This is a genomic window from Sphingobacterium siyangense, assembly GCF_023277505.1.
GTDB classification, from domain to species: domain Bacteria; phylum Bacteroidota; class Bacteroidia; order Sphingobacteriales; family Sphingobacteriaceae; genus Sphingobacterium; species Sphingobacterium siyangense.
The window spans coordinates 3,333,576-3,350,075 of sequence record NZ_CP080574.1 but is presented as its reverse complement, the minus strand read 5'-3'; the positions used below and the strand labels follow the sequence as shown (position 1 = coordinate 3,350,075).

Genomic DNA, 16,500 nt, shown 5'->3' with positions numbered 1-16,500 from the left:
AAGAGTTTCATTTGAACAAATTATGGACTACAAGTAACCAACTTCGGACTGTAAGCAGTATGTCTGTACGATGCATCCATAGTAAATGCACTTAAAAAGGTGGACTCAACGTGGACTTACTGTGGACTCACTGTGCTTACATGACGAAGTTGGTCATAAGTTAGTCGTAATTTTTAGCATTGTTACCAGCTCTCACTAGCTTTTGTTTTTTGTTTTAATATTTAGATACTATCTTTGGAATACTGTTTATGTATCAACCCAACGACCATTTTCCAATATTAGACCTGCAGAAATTCCAGGAAGGGATTATCGCTGACCGCGATTTACTTTTTCATGAACTCATTGGCCCTAGAGAAATTAGTGAACCGCACAAACACGATTTTTTTATCCTTTTATTATTCCAGGAGTCTGTAGGTACACATACAATAGATTTTGACCGTTTTGTACTAGGCGCAAATCAGCTACATCTGGTTTTTCCGGGACAGGTACATCAGTGGCAGATGGCTGATCCTACCTATGCGCTGCAGCTCATGATCAGCAGACATTGGTTCGAAAGTTTATTACCTGCGTTGCGATTTCCTATTTCTTATTATCTTAAGCATTTGGTCATTGATCTTTCAACGACCAATTTTCAGTCGTTATTGACAGAATTCAAGGCAATTGCAAATGATTTACAGGATGGTGAGATCCTATGGGAATTGATTTACGCACGGGTCAAAGTAATTACGCTTCTGATCAGCAAGATCGTTCAGGATAATTATGATGATTATGAACAATATCAGGCTAATCCAATTATGGCAAAATTTGTGCAGCTTATCGATGAATGGTATAAAAGTGAAAAATCAGTCGCTTTTTATGCCGAGAAGCTAAATATTTCGGCAAATTATCTGAATGTGTTAAGTAATCGGGTTTTACAGAAATCAGCTTCATTTTTGATTCAGGAACGTGTGTTACTGGAAGCAAAGCGGTTGCTTAAAATTTCGGATAAAACGATCAAAGCTATTGTCTTTGATTTAGGGTTTTACGATAATGCAAGCTTTAGCAAGTTTTTTAAAAGTCATACGAATATGACGCCAAGCCAGTTTAAAGCGCAGCCATAATATCTACATAAGCTGTGATAATTCGTACAAAGATCATTGTCTCAAATCACTTAGCTTTGGTAAAAATGATATAGGTATGAATGAGATCAATCAGAATCAAGAGACATATTTGTTGAAGAATGTATTGCTAGAAACAGGCTTTCTTTATGAGAAGGAAGAAATTGTTGCTACGAAAACAGCATTATTTGATATTCAAATTGAGGCAAATAAAATAAAAAGTATTGAGCCTGCGCAATCGGCAGGGGGCGGAAAAGCCTTTGATGTGAAAGGTAAATTGGCATTGCCGCCATTCCGTGACATGCACATTCATTTGGACAAAACCTTATATGGCCTGCCCTGGAAGGCGGTATTTCCAAAAAATAGGACTGTAAAAGATATGATTGCCAAGGAACAGGTGATTATCCCCGAGTTGTTGAAAACCTCTGTCGAACGGGCCGAAAAGTTAATCGCGCTATTGCAGGGCTACGGAACAAATTTTGCACGTACGCATTTTAATGTAGACCCTACATCGGGGACGAAGTCATTGGAGCATTTGTTACAGGCGCTGGAACATTTAAAATATTCATTTGCTGCAGAACTGGTTGCATTCCCTCAGCACGGTCTATTCTACACAGCATCAGCGAAGCTGATGGAGGAAGTCGCTAAATGGGAGCAGGTAGATTTTATTGGTGGTTTGGATCCCTTTAGTATTGACGGCAGTATTGAGAAACCGATGGACTTGACAGTTCAACTTGCATTGGATAATAACAAAGGAATCGATATCCACTTGCATGAGGGTGGGGAATCAGGTGTTAAGACCATACATTATTTGATTGATAAAGCATTGGAAAATCCGGCATTGCAGGGACGTACATTTATCAGTCATGCTTTCGCCTTAGGTTACATGCCGAAAAAGGACTTAGCACATACGGCCGAACGATTGGCAGAAGCGAAAGTTGGTATCTGCAGTTCGGTTCCTTTTCGCAATATGTTGATGCCATTTCGGGAACTGAAAAAAGCGGGAGTGGAAGTTTTTGTAGGAAACGACAATGTTCAGGACCATTGGGGTACTTTCGGTAGCGGTAATATGCTTCAAAAAGCCAATCTAGCTGCGGAATTATATGGTTATGAAACTGAATTCGAGTTATCCCGTTGCCTTCGTTATGCGACCAATGGCAAAATTCCGCTTGATGATCAAGGGAATTCCGTATGGCCGAAAGTTGGAGATGATGCTAGCCTCCTTTTTGTCGATGCGAGTTGTTCTGCAGAAGCAGTTTCTCGCATCTCAACCGTCGATGGGCTTATCCATCAGGGAAATGTGGTCAAATGGAACAATAGTTTCCAAGCTTAATTGAAAGTAGCAAATAATCATAAATTGAGAATGCCAATTTATCGTCTAGAAAATTGGCATTTTCAATGCTGGGGGGTAACGTTTAGTGTAGGAAAGTCGTCTTGCAATAATCTATTTTATAAGCACCTTGCTCATTGACCAATTGAACTTCATTTTTTGTTCGGATGTCATTACCGTAATCAATAAATACGATAAATTTGCTTTCAGTTACTTTGTCGATTTTGACATCCTTGATATCCAATGCGTCGTCATTACCTCTTCCAAATAACCAGGTTTCCGCTGTATATAAGGGGTAGATTTTTTCCCATTTTGCCTTGTAAGCTGCCTCAGCTTTGGGTAGTTCTTCATCTGTGAGGTTGGAGGGCCCGTAAATTTCATTCGCATCTTTTAAAAAGGCTTGGAATCGCTTGGTACATAATGCGTCCTCTTTATCCAGATAGTAACAATATTTTCCAGATGCGGAACCTGTACATTGAAAAATTCCTTTCAACCAAGCTTCTGCTTGCTGATTCTCACCCACTGCCGTGTCTTGCTCCGCTGTCCTTGTGCTGTCTTTGAATGGTATTTGCTTTGCAGGATGATTTGCCGTAGCGCTTTTATGGTCTTGCGCTGAATTTGTACAGCTTGCTAACATGCAAAACAGCCCTATTGTTGTACATAAACTTTTCATTTTTTGATATCGTCTTAATATTGGAATAAAATTAGGATATAAATTGGATAACATGATCACGGATTACCACTATATTCAACAGAATATTCATCAAAAAATCTAATTTTCCATTCTTTTTGAAATAATGCAGCGGGCCGTAAGTCTACCATGTCGATTTAAGACGCAATGAATTTGCGTAGTTCAGGACTTCTAATCTTTTTTTACAACAATTATTTATTTTTATTACCTGTATATCAGAGCTATATAATTTTATATGAGTTTTTCTTATTTCTTTTTATTGTTACGCAAATTCCCTGCGTATTAAACCAATGATATTTGTAATGTCAACAATGACAAACGTTCTTTGATGGAAATTATAGCGAAAAGCTTTAAGATATATACTTTATTATGAAGTATAAAAGAGCCTTTCTTCTTCAGATTGCATCCTGGTCACCTGTTTCAGTATAGCAGGTTAGTATTGTTCTCTATGAGTTTCAATATACTGATAAAACGAGAAGTTGAAAGGAAAGTGCTCGTGATAGAGGTTCGAATCCTCTCCTGTAAAAAAGGTAGCTCAAGGGTAGAGCAAAGCATTTAGTTGTGGGTCGTAGGTTCGATTCCTACTCTTGAGCAATCAGGATAGTTCAGTCTGGTTAGAATAACAACACAATCGTGTGGGTTCGAATCCCACTTCCATTTTCGGATGGAATAGCATAAGGGTATTGCATCGAACTGTCCATTCGGACATTCAAAGTTAAGACTTTCTTCAAAAAGGTCATTTGGTAGAAGCTTGCTATCTTTTATCCTGCTTATACGCTGTTTTCATGCGATTGAGCAATTGATTGATGGCCTGAGATTCCTAAGATGAGGTGTCTAGATTTATCATAAAAAGTCATGACAATAAGATGGGGTATTTGTTCATCGACTTTTGATTTTAAAAAAGGGTACCAGGACTTTCGAATCCCGCTTGAGGTCAAGGGATAAAAAATAGCAGGTTTTATAATAGAAATGAGGAAAATTTAAAAGAATATACAATGAAAAGAGTACAGCTAACCACAGACGAAATCGGATTGGTTGTTAAGAACAATGCGGTGATCCGTGTTTTGAAATCCGGTAACTACTGGTTGGGATTTGGTGAAAAACTGGAGAAGTACACGATTACTCATCCATTTCCTTCCAGTCGCAATGTCGATGTACTGTTGCAGTTGACAGGTTTTCGCGAATTGGTCGATATCGTTGAAGTGGGTGATACGGAGATCTGTCTTGTTTTTTTGAATGGTAATTTTGAAAAGACGTTAGCGTCTGGCAGGCATGTTTTTTGGAAGGAATTGCGCGAACGCAGATTTCAATTGGAAGACATTACGGAGATTGAGATCCCTGCATCTGTTAATCGTCAATTGCTGGAGAAGCAGAGCTTAGGCTATTATGTACGTCAATATAAGATTGAACCAAATGAGAAAGCGCTGCTTTTTGTAGACGGTGTGTTTGTGGATATTTTGAAGTCGGGAACGTATTGTTGGTGGAAGAATGCAAAAACCATAGCGATTTTAAAAGCTGATATGAGGGTCTTGACATTGGAAGTGGTAGGACAGGAGATCTTGTCCAAAGATAAGGCACAGATCAGAATCAATTTCACGCTGCAATATCAGATTGTGGATATTGTCAAAGCGCTATTGGATAATAAAGAATATGAAAAGCAATTGTATTCGTTGATGCAGTTGACCTTACGGTCCTATATTGGCCAGATGACTTTAGACGAGTTGATGGAGCGAAAGACTGAAATACAGGGCTATGTCTTAGAAAACACATTGCCACAAGTCGCGGGCTTGGGTATAACACTGTTGACCTGTGGTGTTAAAGATGTTATTTTACCAGGAGATGTGCGAGACATCATGAACCAGGTGTTGATTGCAGAGAAGAGGGCGCAGGCAAATAGCATCATGCGTCGTGAAGAGACTGCTTCAACACGGAGTTTGTTGAATACTGCGAAGCTGATGGAAGAAAACAGTATGTTGTTTAAATTGAAGGAAATGGAATATGTTGAAAAGATTGCTGAAAAGATCAATACGATTTCGGTTTCCGGAAATGGACAGATTGTTGATCAGCTCAAGCAATTGTTTGTGAAATAAAAGATTAATAAGTTGAAAGAGGTGCAGGTAGCAACGTAAAGAGATGTTGTTACCTGCTTTGGAGAAGTTGTATGGCTGCTCCATCAAAAAAGAAAGTAAAAAAATGGAAAATAAGAGAATAAATGGCAATGATTTAATTGCATTAGGATATAAAGAGAATCATACTTTGGGTGTTGCATTGAAAATCAACAGTAAAAGACACGGTTTTACGCGGGTAGAAATACTCGAAAAGTTCAAGGCTGTCTTGGAAGATCCAATCGGCTATTCAGAAGATGCTGTTTTCGGAATTTTGGCCCATGCCATACTTGGGCAAGAGGCTATTGATAAGACGTTAATTGCATTGAACGAGACTCCGGCGGAATATACGATTTATGGTGCGTCTGAGATCGAAACAGGGGCGAAAGCACAAATGAGTGTCGCCATGAAATTACCTGTTTCAGTTGCGGGAGCATTGATGCCAGATGCGCATCAAGGATATGGGTTGCCAATTGGTGGAGTACTGGCGACTAATAATGCGGTGATTCCTTATGGGGTCGGTGTCGATATTGGCTGTCGTATGGCTTTGTCGATCTTTGATTTGCCAGCCTCATTTTTGGAAGACAATTTAATGACCTTGAAAGACATTATTCTGCGTAATAGTAAGTTTGGTGCTGGCAATGGATATTTGAGACATGAACGTGTCGATCATGAGGTACTAGATAACAAGTTGTTTAGGGAAAACAGTTTGCTTTCTTCATTGAAGGATAAGGCCTGGACGCAATTGGGATCTTCGGGTGGGGGGAATCATTTTGTGGAGTTCGGTATAGTCGAATTTGAAGAAAGAGATGAGGTTTTGAACATTGATAGCGGAGCCTATTTAGGCTTATTGACCCATTCAGGTTCAAGAGGAATGGGCGCTACCATTGCTGCACATTATACAAAATTAGCCAAATCCTTGTGTAAGTTGCCTTACCAAGCGGAAAATCTGGCCTATCTGGACCTGGACAGCCATGAAGGGCAAGAATATTGGCTAGCGATGAATCTCGCCGGCGATTATGCATCAGCTTGCCATGAAGTGATCCATGAAAAGATTACGTTGGCTTTAGGGGCCGAATCGTTGGCGAAGGTTGAAAATCACCACAATTTTGCATGGAAGGAAACCTGGAATGGTCAAGAGGTTATTGTCCATCGAAAAGGTGCTACACCGGCTGCAAAAGGGGTAATGGGGATTATTCCAGGCTCCATGGCTACACCAGGATTTTTGGTTCGTGGAAAAGGGGAGTCGAATGCGATACAATCGGCATCTCATGGGGCAGGTCGACTGATGAGCCGTACGCAAGCGATTAAAACGCTATCTTCCCATGATCTCCATTCGATGCTTAAAGATAAAGGTATTATGTTGCTTGGGGCAGGGATGGATGAAGCGCCGATGGCCTATAAAGACATCCATACCGTAATGGCTTCACAAAAAGATCTTGTTGATGTCGTGGCAAAATTTTCGCCCAAGATAGTCCGTATGGCAGATGATGGGAGCAGGGAAGATTAAATCATGAAAAAAGCGTCTCAAATGTATTTGAGACGCTTTTTTATTATAATTTGATCATGTTTTGTTGATCAATGCGTGAGATTAAAGTGGTTTGGCTGTCGCCACTTCCTTATAGGTGTATACATTATAAGGATATAGTTTTTTTGCCAGCGCTTTCGCAATAAAACTGCTGATGAGTAGCGGTGCTAGTAATAAATAGCCTGAAGGAACAAGGCTTGCAATAATAAAGATTGCCGTAAATGGTGCGTGTATAGCCGCAGAAAGCATTGCTGCAGCACCAAAAAGAGCAAAATTTATAACCACCAATTGTGTGCCCAGGTAATGATTACAAAGCTGTGCAAACAAAACGCCTAACAATGCACCGGTAACAATACTTGGGGCAAAAACGCCGCCATCACCACCTGCACCTAAAGTCAAAGAGGCTACAAAAGGTTTTAAGAGAACAAGCAGAATCAGCGGAAGAAAGTACAGTAAATTAACAGAATCATGCAGACTGCTTTTTAGAATTTCTCCAAGACCATGATAGCTGTCGCCATACAGTGCCGGCAAGAAAAAGATAAACGTCCCAACGGTGATTGCGCCCAAATTGACACGGATAAAATTACTTTTTATGCCTGCAAAATAGGATTTTGCATAAATAACAATTTTAGTGAAATATAACGCTAAGATCCCGCCAATCAGTCCTAAAATAGCGACAAAAGGGATCGCCTGCCATCGCCATGCTTTTACTTCAAATGTAAATAAAGGACTTGCCTCAAGGTAATAAACAAATACGGACGCCACAGCCATTGAAGTTATTCCACTAATGAGTAAAGTCTTATTATATCTCCGTGCAATTACCTCAAAAGCGAAAAGAAAACCACCCAATGCGCTTCCAAACAACAGTGTGACTCCAGCAATTACGCCTGCGCAGATCAACTCGGTTTTGTAGGCCCAAGCCGGATGTAATCTCTTATACGCTTGGTTGCCTACTGTAGCTGTGGCAACAACTGTGGAGACTTCAACACCGGTTGAACCACCGAAAATTACAGTTAGAAAACCATTGATATAATGTGAAGGAATCTTAAAAAAAGGCAAATGGTCTTTTCTTGTTTCCAATGTTGTATAGATTTCTTTGATCCCTTTGTTTTTTCTGTTTTGAAAAGCGTATTTCCGTAAGAAATAAATAGCTGTAATACCGATGCTGGGTAGAATAATAAACAGTTTAGGATTCCAGGAAGATACTCTTTCAAACAATTCTTCCTGTACATAACCTGTGCTGTGCTTGAGGCTGTATGCCAATAAGCAACAAATGATACTAACGAGAGCTGAACTTCCAATTAATTTTAAATAGCTATATCGAACAACTTTTTTTCTGTATGTCGTATTGCCTTGCATAATGTTTTTCTTTAAATCGGCACAAAGGTAAGGGTTATTTAGTTTAAAATAAATGATAAATACCTTAAGACATACTTTTTGTTACGGTATACCGCTAATGGATACCTATATATATATCCACCTTTGCATCTTGTGGATTTTGGGCTTTTTCGCCATATATTTCGAAGTCTGCGGCATACGTTCTTGGTAAATCCGAACTCCATATCTTTTGCCAAGTTTCATAAACGATGCCATCTTCTAAACTTCCTTCCGCGGTAAAGTGTTGGTAATGATTTTCAGCGATATGAATACCATCCAAGTCTTCGGGTACTTCTTCAAGATTGCTTACTTTACAGCCCAAGAAAGTCGTATAAGGTAGGGTATGATCCTTTTCATATTCGGTATAGATACAGTAAAGTTCGTTGGATATCTTGTTGGGAATACGGCTTAATACATCTTCTTTAAAAAAGCGGGCCCAAAGTTCCGGAATGTCCTTAGCTGCCTGTCCATTTTGGTTGCTCGTACGGATGGCGAGGCCAATTATACTGAATGAAGGGATTGTTTGATTTTTCATGTCTTTTAGTTTTCCCCAAAGTTAGATCGGCAAATGACAGCTGTATGTCACGAACAAACAGCTAATGTTGTTTTTTCCAGATTTTATCTACTTGGGACAGGTATTCTGCCAAAGCAGCTGAACCATACCAAGGGTAAAATGAAGCTTCTAAGAGACCATTCTTTATCGCTGGATCGTTTTCTAAAATATGCTTTGCCGCATCAATAGAAGCCATGTTATTTAAGATAAAAAGCCCCCGGAAGTTATTGTCATTTTTCCCAAACGGGCCAGCAACAATCAGTTGCCCATTTTTTACGAGAAGATTGATATTTTCCATGTGACCTTTGAAACATTCATTAATAAATTGTTTGTCTGTTGTTTTATTCTCGCCAGTTTTCAGGAGGACAAAGATGTAGGATTTCATTCCATAATCATCGGCCCCTAATTTTTTTGCGAGTTCATGATCGTAATTTGGGTTCGCTACGGTCGTTGTCGGTACGATTTTAGTCGCATAAAAAGATCTGACTTTTCCCGATTTTCCTTCCACTGCAATATGAAGTCGGTTTGTAGCGACGCGTGTATATCGAATGAAATTAGGGAAATCATGGACCTCATTGACAAAAGAATAGGTACTATCCTGGTAATTTAGCTCAAAATTGACTTCTTTCCCATTGTTTTGTCCGATGACCAGTGCTGTATATATAATTTTATCCTTTATTTTGGTCAATTTTAGGTATTCGCTAACTATCTTTTGGCCATTTTTCAACGCATAGGAAAGGCCTTTTAATTCATGTTCGTTTATACGATCCCATTGTTCGTATTCCTCTTTATTGTCAACCTTCCACGTCCCTTCCAAGAAAGAAGGAAAAGATACTTGTGAAAAAAGGGGTTGAGCAGCTCCCAAGCAAAAGAGTAGGGTGGCGATTAAAATTGTTTTCATATAGGTTTTATATTTTGATGCTTAAGTGCTTTTATTTAAAGAAAAAGTATGGTACGAAAGCCCCGTGCCGCATAATAGGAGATCGCGCCATTATGATAGGTGAAAACTTGGTTGTAACGTCTGTCACCAAATAAGGCGCCACCAAGCTTACGAATACCCGCTGGAGTTTGTATCCAGCTGGAAGTTTTTAAATCAAATTCACCTAACATTTGGAGTTGGCGATATTGTTGTTCAGAAAGCAGCTCGGTCCCCATTTTTTTAGCTTCTTCGACAGCGCTTCCAATAGGCTTGTTTTCCTTCCTGTCATCTAAGGCTTTTTGGTCAAAACAGAGACTTCTTCTTCCTTTGGGACTTTCTTCTGTACAATCCACAAAAGCATACTGCTTTTTGTTTGGATCAATAATAACAAGGTCGGGCTCGCCACCGCTCTTTTCCATTTGGAACAAACTCCATAATTTTTGGGGGCTTTCAAGCAATTTATGCACTACTTCGTCCCAGCTGATCTGTGGGTGTCGTTTGGGGAATTTCTGAAACCTTTCTTTTAGCGTTTCAAGTAGCATTGACTGTTCCTCTTGTGTAAGCAAATTTTTCATAATGGTTGTCCTTGTGGTATTAAAATTACGTATTTAATTCAAAAGTAATGTAGCTTGATATTGCAAATGGATTAAATTCCTTATTTCAAAATTGAATTAAATTTATATTTTTACGTTCAATTTTTATATAAATATGGCTTCAGGAATATTTGCAATTCTAGATGATATTGCAGCGTTGATGGATGATGTGGCAGTAGCGAGTAAAATCGCAACAAAAAAAACTGCTGGAATCTTAGGTGACGATTTAGCGGTTAATGCCGAGAAAGCGACTGGCTTTTTAGCTTCACGCGAGCTCCCGGTTTTATGGGCAATTACAAAGGGCTCACTGCTCAATAAGTTGATAATTGTACCAATAGCATTATTACTGAATGTCTTTTTTCCAATTGCCATCAAATATATTTTAATCTTGGGAGGCTTCTATCTTGCTTTTGAAGGTGTTGAGAAGATTATTGAATACCTGTTCTATCGCAAACATCCTACGGAGGAAACAAAAGTGGAGACTGTCGTTGCTGAAAACTCAGTTGCCGCTGAAAAAGCGAAGGTAAAATCGGCTATTACTACAGATTTTATTCTTTCTGTGGAAATCGTCATTATTGCTTTGGGAACGGTTCTGGGAAAAAGCTTATCCTTACAAATTATTACGGTTTCGGTTGTTGCTTTTCTAGCCACAGTCGGAGTCTATGGTATTGTAGCACTTATCGTTCGTATGGACGATGCAGGTTATAAATTAATTAAAACCTCCCGTGAAAAAGGTCCTGTTGCGAGCCTAGGTCGGTTTTTAGTCCGTGCGCTACCCTTTGTTATCAAATTATTGGCTGTTGTAGGTACATTTGCTTTAATTCTGGTTTCAGGCGGAATATTTGCGCATTATATTGATTTCTTACACCATGCGCTACCAACTCTGCCAGGAATGATAAAAGAGCTGTTATTTGGCCTAGGAGGAGGTATTATCGTGGTGATTTTATTTACGATCGGCAAAAAGCTGTTTAAAAGGAAAAAATAAACTCCTATTGATCTTTGATGATCGGCAAGCGTATAACAAAAAAGGCAGCAGGTATATCTGCTGCCTTTTTTGGTTTCTGGTTCTTAAATTGTGTCTGTTGCCTCTGCCGCGGCATCCATTTCTACACGTTCACCTTTTGTATTAATCAAAATTACATCGTCCGAATCCGCTAATGAGACAGAAGCTACACCATCACTGAAAGAGGTGGCCCCGCTGTATATAAACGGTATGGCCACTTTTCCCTGGCCATCTAAATAACCATATTTTCCATCTTTACTAGCAAGGAAAAGATTAGGTTCTTCTGTAACTGAAATCAAATCGTAGTCGGGAGCAACGATTTTATTGGTTTTTATTTCGGTAAGATTATACGTGTCGTTTTCAATACTGATGAAATGCGTTGAATTATTTTCAGAAATATAGCTATAGGTCGCCGGGACAATTATTTTGCCCGCCTGATTCAATATACCATATTTATTTTTCTGCTGAAATACGGCATAACCACCGTTAATGAACGATATCATATCATAATTTGCGGAAATTAAAATTTTGCCAGATTTATCCATGACCCCATATTTTTCGTTTAGTCCAAAAACCAGTTGTCCAAGGTGATCATCGTATCCTAAATAATCGTATTGGAAGGGAATGATTGGTTTACCGGCCAGATTAATGGCACCATATTTTTCATTTTTATATTGAACTATACTAATATCGCCAACAAATGGTGCGATGTATAGATATTGTGCTGGTACAATTGTTTTTTCTTCACCGTCTTGTACCCCTAGGAGATTAGTTGCAGCATCTTCAAATAAATACAGGTTTTCAGCAATCTGGTTGCTTTCTTCAGAATCTTCCTCGTCGTCATAAATGGATGCTACTTGCTCATAATCCTCAGGAACGATAAAATCTTTATCGTCCAGTTGGCTATCGGCGATGTTCTGGGCAATCATATCCATTCCAAGAGGTGTTGTTAACTGCAGCACCGCCCCGGGGATTTTTTTAAACAGATCAAATCCCTCCCAATAGGTGGCTGGCAATTTATCGCTATACCAGATCGATAAGGTGCTGTTTTCGTCATTATCTTCTGAAATAGGAATTTCGACCTGAGCTAGTTTGCAGGGATAACCGGCAATCATTTTCGTCTGGTTTGGGACGAATTTGATTGCATGTGGGCTGAGCGCATTTTCTTTAACGACGTATTTTGCCAGTCCTGGGTACAATATAATTGATTGCTCTTCATTTTTTTTAATGAGAAAGATTGACTCTTCGCCGTCTCCGGAAGCCGATATGACTTTTATTTTATCATTGTTAACATACGCTTCGTACACAGAAACTGGAGCTGCTTGTGCTTCTTCACTGGGATCGACAGCATACGTAATAGCATAGTTGATCTTGAATGCTTTATTGATCTGTGCAAACGACATTGTGCTGGCCGCTAAGATAGCTGCGAATGATAGGGATATTTTTTTCATCTTCTTAAACTTTGAATGACAAATATCCTGATTCAAAGTGGGGAGTTTTATCCCTGAAATCCGTTATTTAACGATAAATCAACATGTTTCAAATGAATACATTGATTTGGGGAGTTAGCTGAACGGTCTTCCCCATATTTAATCAATAACCAGCTGATATTTAAGTAGTAGGCCAGGCAGTTGTTCCGGGCCAAATTTACTTTTTTTCATACGATTGACCTCTGGATCTAGCTGGATATTGATCGAAGACCGAAAATCGCAGCCCTCGAGATTGCATTGTACAAAGCGGGCATTTAGCAAATTCGTTTTTTTAAACAGCACCTGTTGGAGGTTGGCCCGTTCAAAATCCACATGTTGCAAAGAGCATTGTTCAAACTGGAACTTCTTTATATTTCTTTCAAAAAAAGAGGAGTAATCCAGAACCGAGTTGCTGAAATTGGCATGAAAGGAAAATGAACTACATTCATTAAAGTGTATGCCGAGCATTTTGCAGTCATTAAAAACAACATGATCTAATTGTGTGCCCTTTAGACTGACATTGGAAAGATTACATGATTTAAATTCACAATTTGTGAATAGGAGATCTACGAGTTCTGCGTTCTGGAAATCACATTGCTCAAAGGTGCATTTGTAGAATTCCTGAACTTGCTTCAGTTCAGCTGTAAATGTTTGTTTAGAGATTGTTTTTTCGACAAGTTCTTCCATTCTGTATCGTGTTGGCATTGATTTTAGCGAAAATAAGGAATTCTGCCGAATGATTTTACTTTAAAATAAAGTCAAAGGCGCTATTTTCGCTTGCGAACAAAATACCTGATTTCAGGGATAAAAAGTGGGATTTTTTATGGCTATTTTTGGCGTAGCCATAAAACATACTTCTTGGGGTGCTGGGTGTAAGACTGAAGTATTGTAGAACTCTGGTAGGTTTTTATATAGTTGTTAAAGGGCACTGATCAGTGCCCTTTACTATTTTAGGTATTCCGATTCTCTATTTGCACAATGTTAGTTGTTCTTTAAATACTGACGCAGTACATATTGTAGAATACCGTCATTCTTAAAATACTCTATTTCAATGGCTGAATCGAGTCTTGCTTTCACTTGAAAATTGGTTACTGTTCCATTGTCATGTACCGCCTTTACCGAAAGAAGTTTATGGGGTGTTAAATCGGTCTCAAGTCCTGAGATGCTATAGACTTCTGTCCCATCTAGTCCTAATTTCTCTGCGTTTTCGTCATTGATAAATACAAGCGGTGCTACGCCCATACCGACAAGATTACTTCGGTGGATACGCTCGAAACTTTCAGCAATAACCGCACGCACGCCAAGGAGAAATGTTCCCTTTGCTGCCCAATCTCTGGAGGAACCCGAACCATACTCTTTTCCTGCCAGTACGATGAGCGCTGTGTTGTTTTTGCGATATTCCATTGCGGTTTCATACACCGTCTTCACCTCATTTGTGGGAAAGTAACGGCTAAATCCACCTTCACGATCGGTAATTTTGTTTTTAATACGCACATTGGCAAATGTTCCGCGCATCATGACTTCGTGGTTCCCACGTCTAGATCCATAAGAATTGAAATCTTCTTTACTTACCTGATGTGATCTGAGGTATTGTCCAGCTGCAGTTTCTTCTTTGAATGAACCAGCGGGTGAGATATGATCTGTTGTCACCGAGTCACCAAGATAAAGTAATACCCTTGCATTCTGAATATCCTGTATTGGATTAGGAATTGCTTGTAAATTTTCAAAAAATGGCGATTCTTTGATGTAGGTGGACGTATTGTCCCACTGGTAATTTTGATCAAGATTCACTTCAAGTTCTTGCCAGTCTGTCGACCCGTCGAAGATGACATCATAGACTTCTTGGAAATCCGATTGTTTGACACAGGCATTGACGGTTTCGATAATATCCTCGCGGCTTGGCCAAATATCTTTCAGATATACGGGCTGACCGTTAGGGTCGTAATCCAATGGTTCCTCCAGGAGATTAATATCCACTCTTCCGACCAGTGCATAGGCAACAACAAGCATTGGCGACATTAAGAAGTTCATTTTGACCTGTGGATGCACACGGGCCTCAAAATTTCGGTTACCGGATAATACCGAGGCAACAATCAATTCACCTTTTTCCACCGCTTCTGCTATTTGTGGCGGAAGAGGACCGGAGTTTCCAATACAGGAGGTACAACCGTAACCTACGGTATGAAAACGCAGGGCATCAAGATCAGCACTAAGTCCTGATCTTTCAAGGTATTGTGTAACGACTTTTGAGCCAGGGGCTAAAGAGGTCTTTACCCAGGATTTGGTGCGCAGTCCGCGCTCGATGGCGTTACGGGCCAATAATCCTGCACCGATCATGACAGTAGGGTTCGAAGTATTGGTACAGCTTGTTATAGCTGCGATCGCAATACTGCCATCACTGACAATATACTCCTTATGATTGTGTTTGATGCGAACGGCATGAATAGACTCTTGAATAACTTCATGCGGTGAATCATGTTCGACAGGTACTTTACCAAAGGTAAACTCTGTTCCTGAACCGCCGTCAGCAAGCCAGGCAGATTCCGATCGCTGCAAAACAGGGACATATTGTCGATGGTGTTCGCTGTCCAAAAGTTGTGAAAATGTGGTTTTTAAATCCTTCACTAGAATTTTATCCTGAGGCCTTTTGGGTCCAGATACAGTTGGTTCAAGGCTTGATAAATCGAATTCAACGACCGACGAATATTGAATTTCTTCCTTGCCAGTGCGCCAGAGTAAATTGCTTTTACAATAATCTTCAACGATTTTAATCTGCTCTGCACTACGATTGGTGCTATGCATGTATTCAAGGGTTCGGTCATCAATCGGAAAATAGGTAACCGTACAGCCAAATTCTGGGGACATATTGGAGATTGTCGCACGATCTGTCACCGAAAGGCTGTCCAATCCATCGCCAAATACTTCAACAAATTTACCCACAACACCTTTATCGCGAAGTATTTTTGTTATCGAAAGGACCATGTCTGTGGCGGTGCATGTCGCTGGTATCTTGCCCATAAGTTTAAGGCCGATAACTTCAGGACAGGTGAAAAAGATGGGTTGTCCAAGCATGGCTGCTTCAGCCTCAATGCCACCAACTCCCCAACCCAGTACACCAATACCATTGACCATTGGTGTATGCGAATCCGTCCCTACTAAGGTATCCGGAAAAAGCCAATTGTCGCGTTCAATTACTCCTTTGGCAAGATATTCCAAATTGACCTGATGGCAGATACCCATACCCGGAGGAACAACAGTGAAATTTTTCAATCCTTTCTGTGCCCATTTAAGGAGTTCATAACGCTCGCGGTTGCGTTCATATTCCAACTCGACATTCTTGTCATACGAGTAGTCTGTGCCAAAGTAGTCGACCTGAACGGAATGATCTATGACTAGATCCACAGGGATAGCGGGATTTATTTTTTGTCCATCCTTGCCATGACGGATGAATTCGGCACGTAGGGAAGCCATATCGACTACAGCAGGTACTCCGGTAAAATCCTGCATTAAAATTCTGGCCGGTTTGAAGGGTATATCTTTGTCAACAGGCTGTGGAGTCCAATGAATCAGGGTATTGACATGCTCGTCCGTGATACTGAATCCATCATGGTTACGCAATACATTTTCCAGTAGTATCCGGATGCTAAATGGCAGGTGCGTGATATTACCTTCAGGAAGATCTTTAATAGCACTATACTGGTAAACTTTTCCGTTAATTTCAATTTCTCGTATTGATTTCTCTTTGCTCATATTCATTTACTTATTTTCATACTATATAATACACATATCCCCGAATTTGTTTGTAATATCTTTTACACATATCTTTCGGCTTTTG

13 protein-coding genes and 1 tRNA gene are annotated in these 16,500 nt (G+C 39.8%); 6 read left to right on the top strand and 8 right to left on the bottom strand.

All coding sequences use genetic code 11. The features are described 5' to 3' along the window. The first annotated feature begins 248 nt into the window (after window positions 1-248). Both K2F45_RS13750 and K2F45_RS13745 read left to right on the top strand, forming a co-directional pair. The gene (locus tag K2F45_RS13750) at window positions 249-1,100 is read left to right on the top strand and encodes an AraC family transcriptional regulator (protein ID WP_075992680.1); all 852 of its coding nucleotides are present in this window, start codon (window positions 249-251) and stop codon (window positions 1,098-1,100) included. Window positions 1,101-1,176: 76 nt separating this feature from the next. Continuing rightward, window positions 1,177-2,430, top strand: coding sequence for an amidohydrolase (locus K2F45_RS13745; RefSeq protein WP_075992679.1), 1,254 nt, complete (start codon window positions 1,177-1,179; stop codon window positions 2,428-2,430). Window positions 2,431-2,512: 82 nt separating this feature from the next. Here K2F45_RS13745 and K2F45_RS13740 read toward each other — a convergent pair whose 3' ends face one another. Beyond that, window positions 2,513-3,100, bottom strand: coding sequence for a hypothetical protein (locus K2F45_RS13740; protein WP_237241671.1), 588 nt, complete (start codon window positions 3,098-3,100; stop codon window positions 2,513-2,515). Window positions 3,101-3,642: 542 nt separating this feature from the next. Between K2F45_RS13740 and K2F45_RS13735 the strand changes: the two genes are divergently transcribed. From K2F45_RS13735 to K2F45_RS13725, 3 genes are all read left to right on the top strand, one after another. Beyond that, window positions 3,643-3,708 (top strand) — tRNA-OTHER (locus K2F45_RS13735). A gap of 405 nt (window positions 3,709-4,113) precedes the next feature. Then, a complete protein-coding gene (locus tag K2F45_RS13730; RefSeq protein ID WP_075992678.1) occupies window positions 4,114-5,208 on the top strand; it encodes a slipin family protein in 1,095 nt (364 codons plus the stop codon). A 103-nt stretch (window positions 5,209-5,311) separates the two neighbouring features. Beyond that, window positions 5,312-6,733 (top strand): RtcB family protein, encoded by a 1,422-nt coding sequence (locus K2F45_RS13725; protein ID WP_075994809.1) that lies wholly within the window; start codon window positions 5,312-5,314, stop codon window positions 6,731-6,733. 81 nt (window positions 6,734-6,814) lie between these two features. On the opposite strand, the gene K2F45_RS13720 is transcribed toward K2F45_RS13725, so the two are convergent. The 4 genes from K2F45_RS13720 to K2F45_RS13705 form a co-directional block, all read right to left on the bottom strand. Further along, window positions 6,815-8,110, bottom strand: a complete 1,296-nt coding sequence (locus tag K2F45_RS13720; RefSeq protein WP_075992677.1) for a chloride channel protein — start codon at window positions 8,108-8,110, stop codon at window positions 6,815-6,817. A gap of 94 nt (window positions 8,111-8,204) precedes the next feature. Then, window positions 8,205-8,663, bottom strand: coding sequence for a GyrI-like domain-containing protein (locus K2F45_RS13715; protein WP_075992676.1), 459 nt, complete (start codon window positions 8,661-8,663; stop codon window positions 8,205-8,207). A 61-nt stretch (window positions 8,664-8,724) separates the two neighbouring features. Continuing rightward, window positions 8,725-9,582, bottom strand: coding sequence for a DUF6265 family protein (locus K2F45_RS13710; protein WP_075992675.1), 858 nt, complete (start codon window positions 9,580-9,582; stop codon window positions 8,725-8,727). A gap of 35 nt (window positions 9,583-9,617) precedes the next feature. Then, window positions 9,618-10,175 carry a DUF4256 domain-containing protein gene (locus K2F45_RS13705; protein WP_075992674.1) on the bottom strand — a complete coding sequence of 186 codons (558 nt, stop codon included), beginning with the start codon at window positions 10,173-10,175 and terminating at the stop codon, window positions 9,618-9,620. 133 nt (window positions 10,176-10,308) lie between these two features. On the opposite strand from K2F45_RS13705, the gene K2F45_RS13700 reads away from it, so the two are divergent. Beyond that, window positions 10,309-11,178: a DUF808 domain-containing protein gene (locus tag K2F45_RS13700; protein WP_248931730.1), complete on the top strand. Its 870-nt coding sequence runs from the start codon at window positions 10,309-10,311 to the stop codon at window positions 11,176-11,178. Between the two features lie 83 nt (window positions 11,179-11,261). On the opposite strand, the gene K2F45_RS13695 is transcribed toward K2F45_RS13700, so the two are convergent. From K2F45_RS13695 to acnA, 3 genes are all read right to left on the bottom strand, one after another. Beyond that, window positions 11,262-12,647, bottom strand: coding sequence for a WG repeat-containing protein (locus K2F45_RS13695; RefSeq protein WP_075992673.1), 1,386 nt, complete (start codon window positions 12,645-12,647; stop codon window positions 11,262-11,264). Between the two features lie 138 nt (window positions 12,648-12,785). Beyond that, window positions 12,786-13,370, bottom strand: coding sequence for a pentapeptide repeat-containing protein (locus K2F45_RS13690; RefSeq protein ID WP_083663636.1), 585 nt, complete (start codon window positions 13,368-13,370; stop codon window positions 12,786-12,788). 276 nt (window positions 13,371-13,646) lie between these two features. Beyond that, on the bottom strand, window positions 13,647-16,415 hold the full coding sequence (acnA, locus tag K2F45_RS13685; protein ID WP_237241669.1) for an aconitate hydratase AcnA: 2,769 nt from the start codon (window positions 16,413-16,415) through the stop codon (window positions 13,647-13,649). Window positions 16,416-16,500: the final 85 nt, after the last annotated feature.

Coding starts and splice junctions, on each gene's coding strand:
- K2F45_RS13730 (WP_075992678.1), top strand. CDS start 4,114: ATGAAAAGAGTACAGCTAACCACAGACGAAATCGGATTGGTTGTTAAG.
- K2F45_RS13690 (WP_083663636.1), bottom strand. CDS start 13,370: ATGCCAACACGATACAGAATGGAAGAACTTGTCGAAAAAACAATCTCT.
- K2F45_RS13695 (WP_075992673.1), bottom strand. CDS start 12,647: ATGAAAAAAATATCCCTATCATTCGCAGCTATCTTAGCGGCCAGCACA.
- acnA (WP_237241669.1), bottom strand. CDS start 16,415: ATGAGCAAAGAGAAATCAATACGAGAAATTGAAATTAACGGAAAAGTT.
- K2F45_RS13720 (WP_075992677.1), bottom strand. CDS start 8,110: ATGCAAGGCAATACGACATACAGAAAAAAAGTTGTTCGATATAGCTAT.
- K2F45_RS13745 (WP_075992679.1), top strand. CDS start 1,177: ATGAATGAGATCAATCAGAATCAAGAGACATATTTGTTGAAGAATGTA.
- K2F45_RS13725 (WP_075994809.1), top strand. CDS start 5,312: ATGGAAAATAAGAGAATAAATGGCAATGATTTAATTGCATTAGGATAT.
- K2F45_RS13750 (WP_075992680.1), top strand. CDS start 249: ATGTATCAACCCAACGACCATTTTCCAATATTAGACCTGCAGAAATTC.
- K2F45_RS13715 (WP_075992676.1), bottom strand. CDS start 8,663: ATGAAAAATCAAACAATCCCTTCATTCAGTATAATTGGCCTCGCCATC.
- K2F45_RS13705 (WP_075992674.1), bottom strand. CDS start 10,175: ATGAAAAATTTGCTTACACAAGAGGAACAGTCAATGCTACTTGAAACG.
- K2F45_RS13740 (WP_237241671.1), bottom strand. CDS start 3,100: ATGAAAAGTTTATGTACAACAATAGGGCTGTTTTGCATGTTAGCAAGC.
- K2F45_RS13700 (WP_248931730.1), top strand. CDS start 10,309: ATGGCTTCAGGAATATTTGCAATTCTAGATGATATTGCAGCGTTGATG.
- K2F45_RS13710 (WP_075992675.1), bottom strand. CDS start 9,582: ATGAAAACAATTTTAATCGCCACCCTACTCTTTTGCTTGGGAGCTGCT.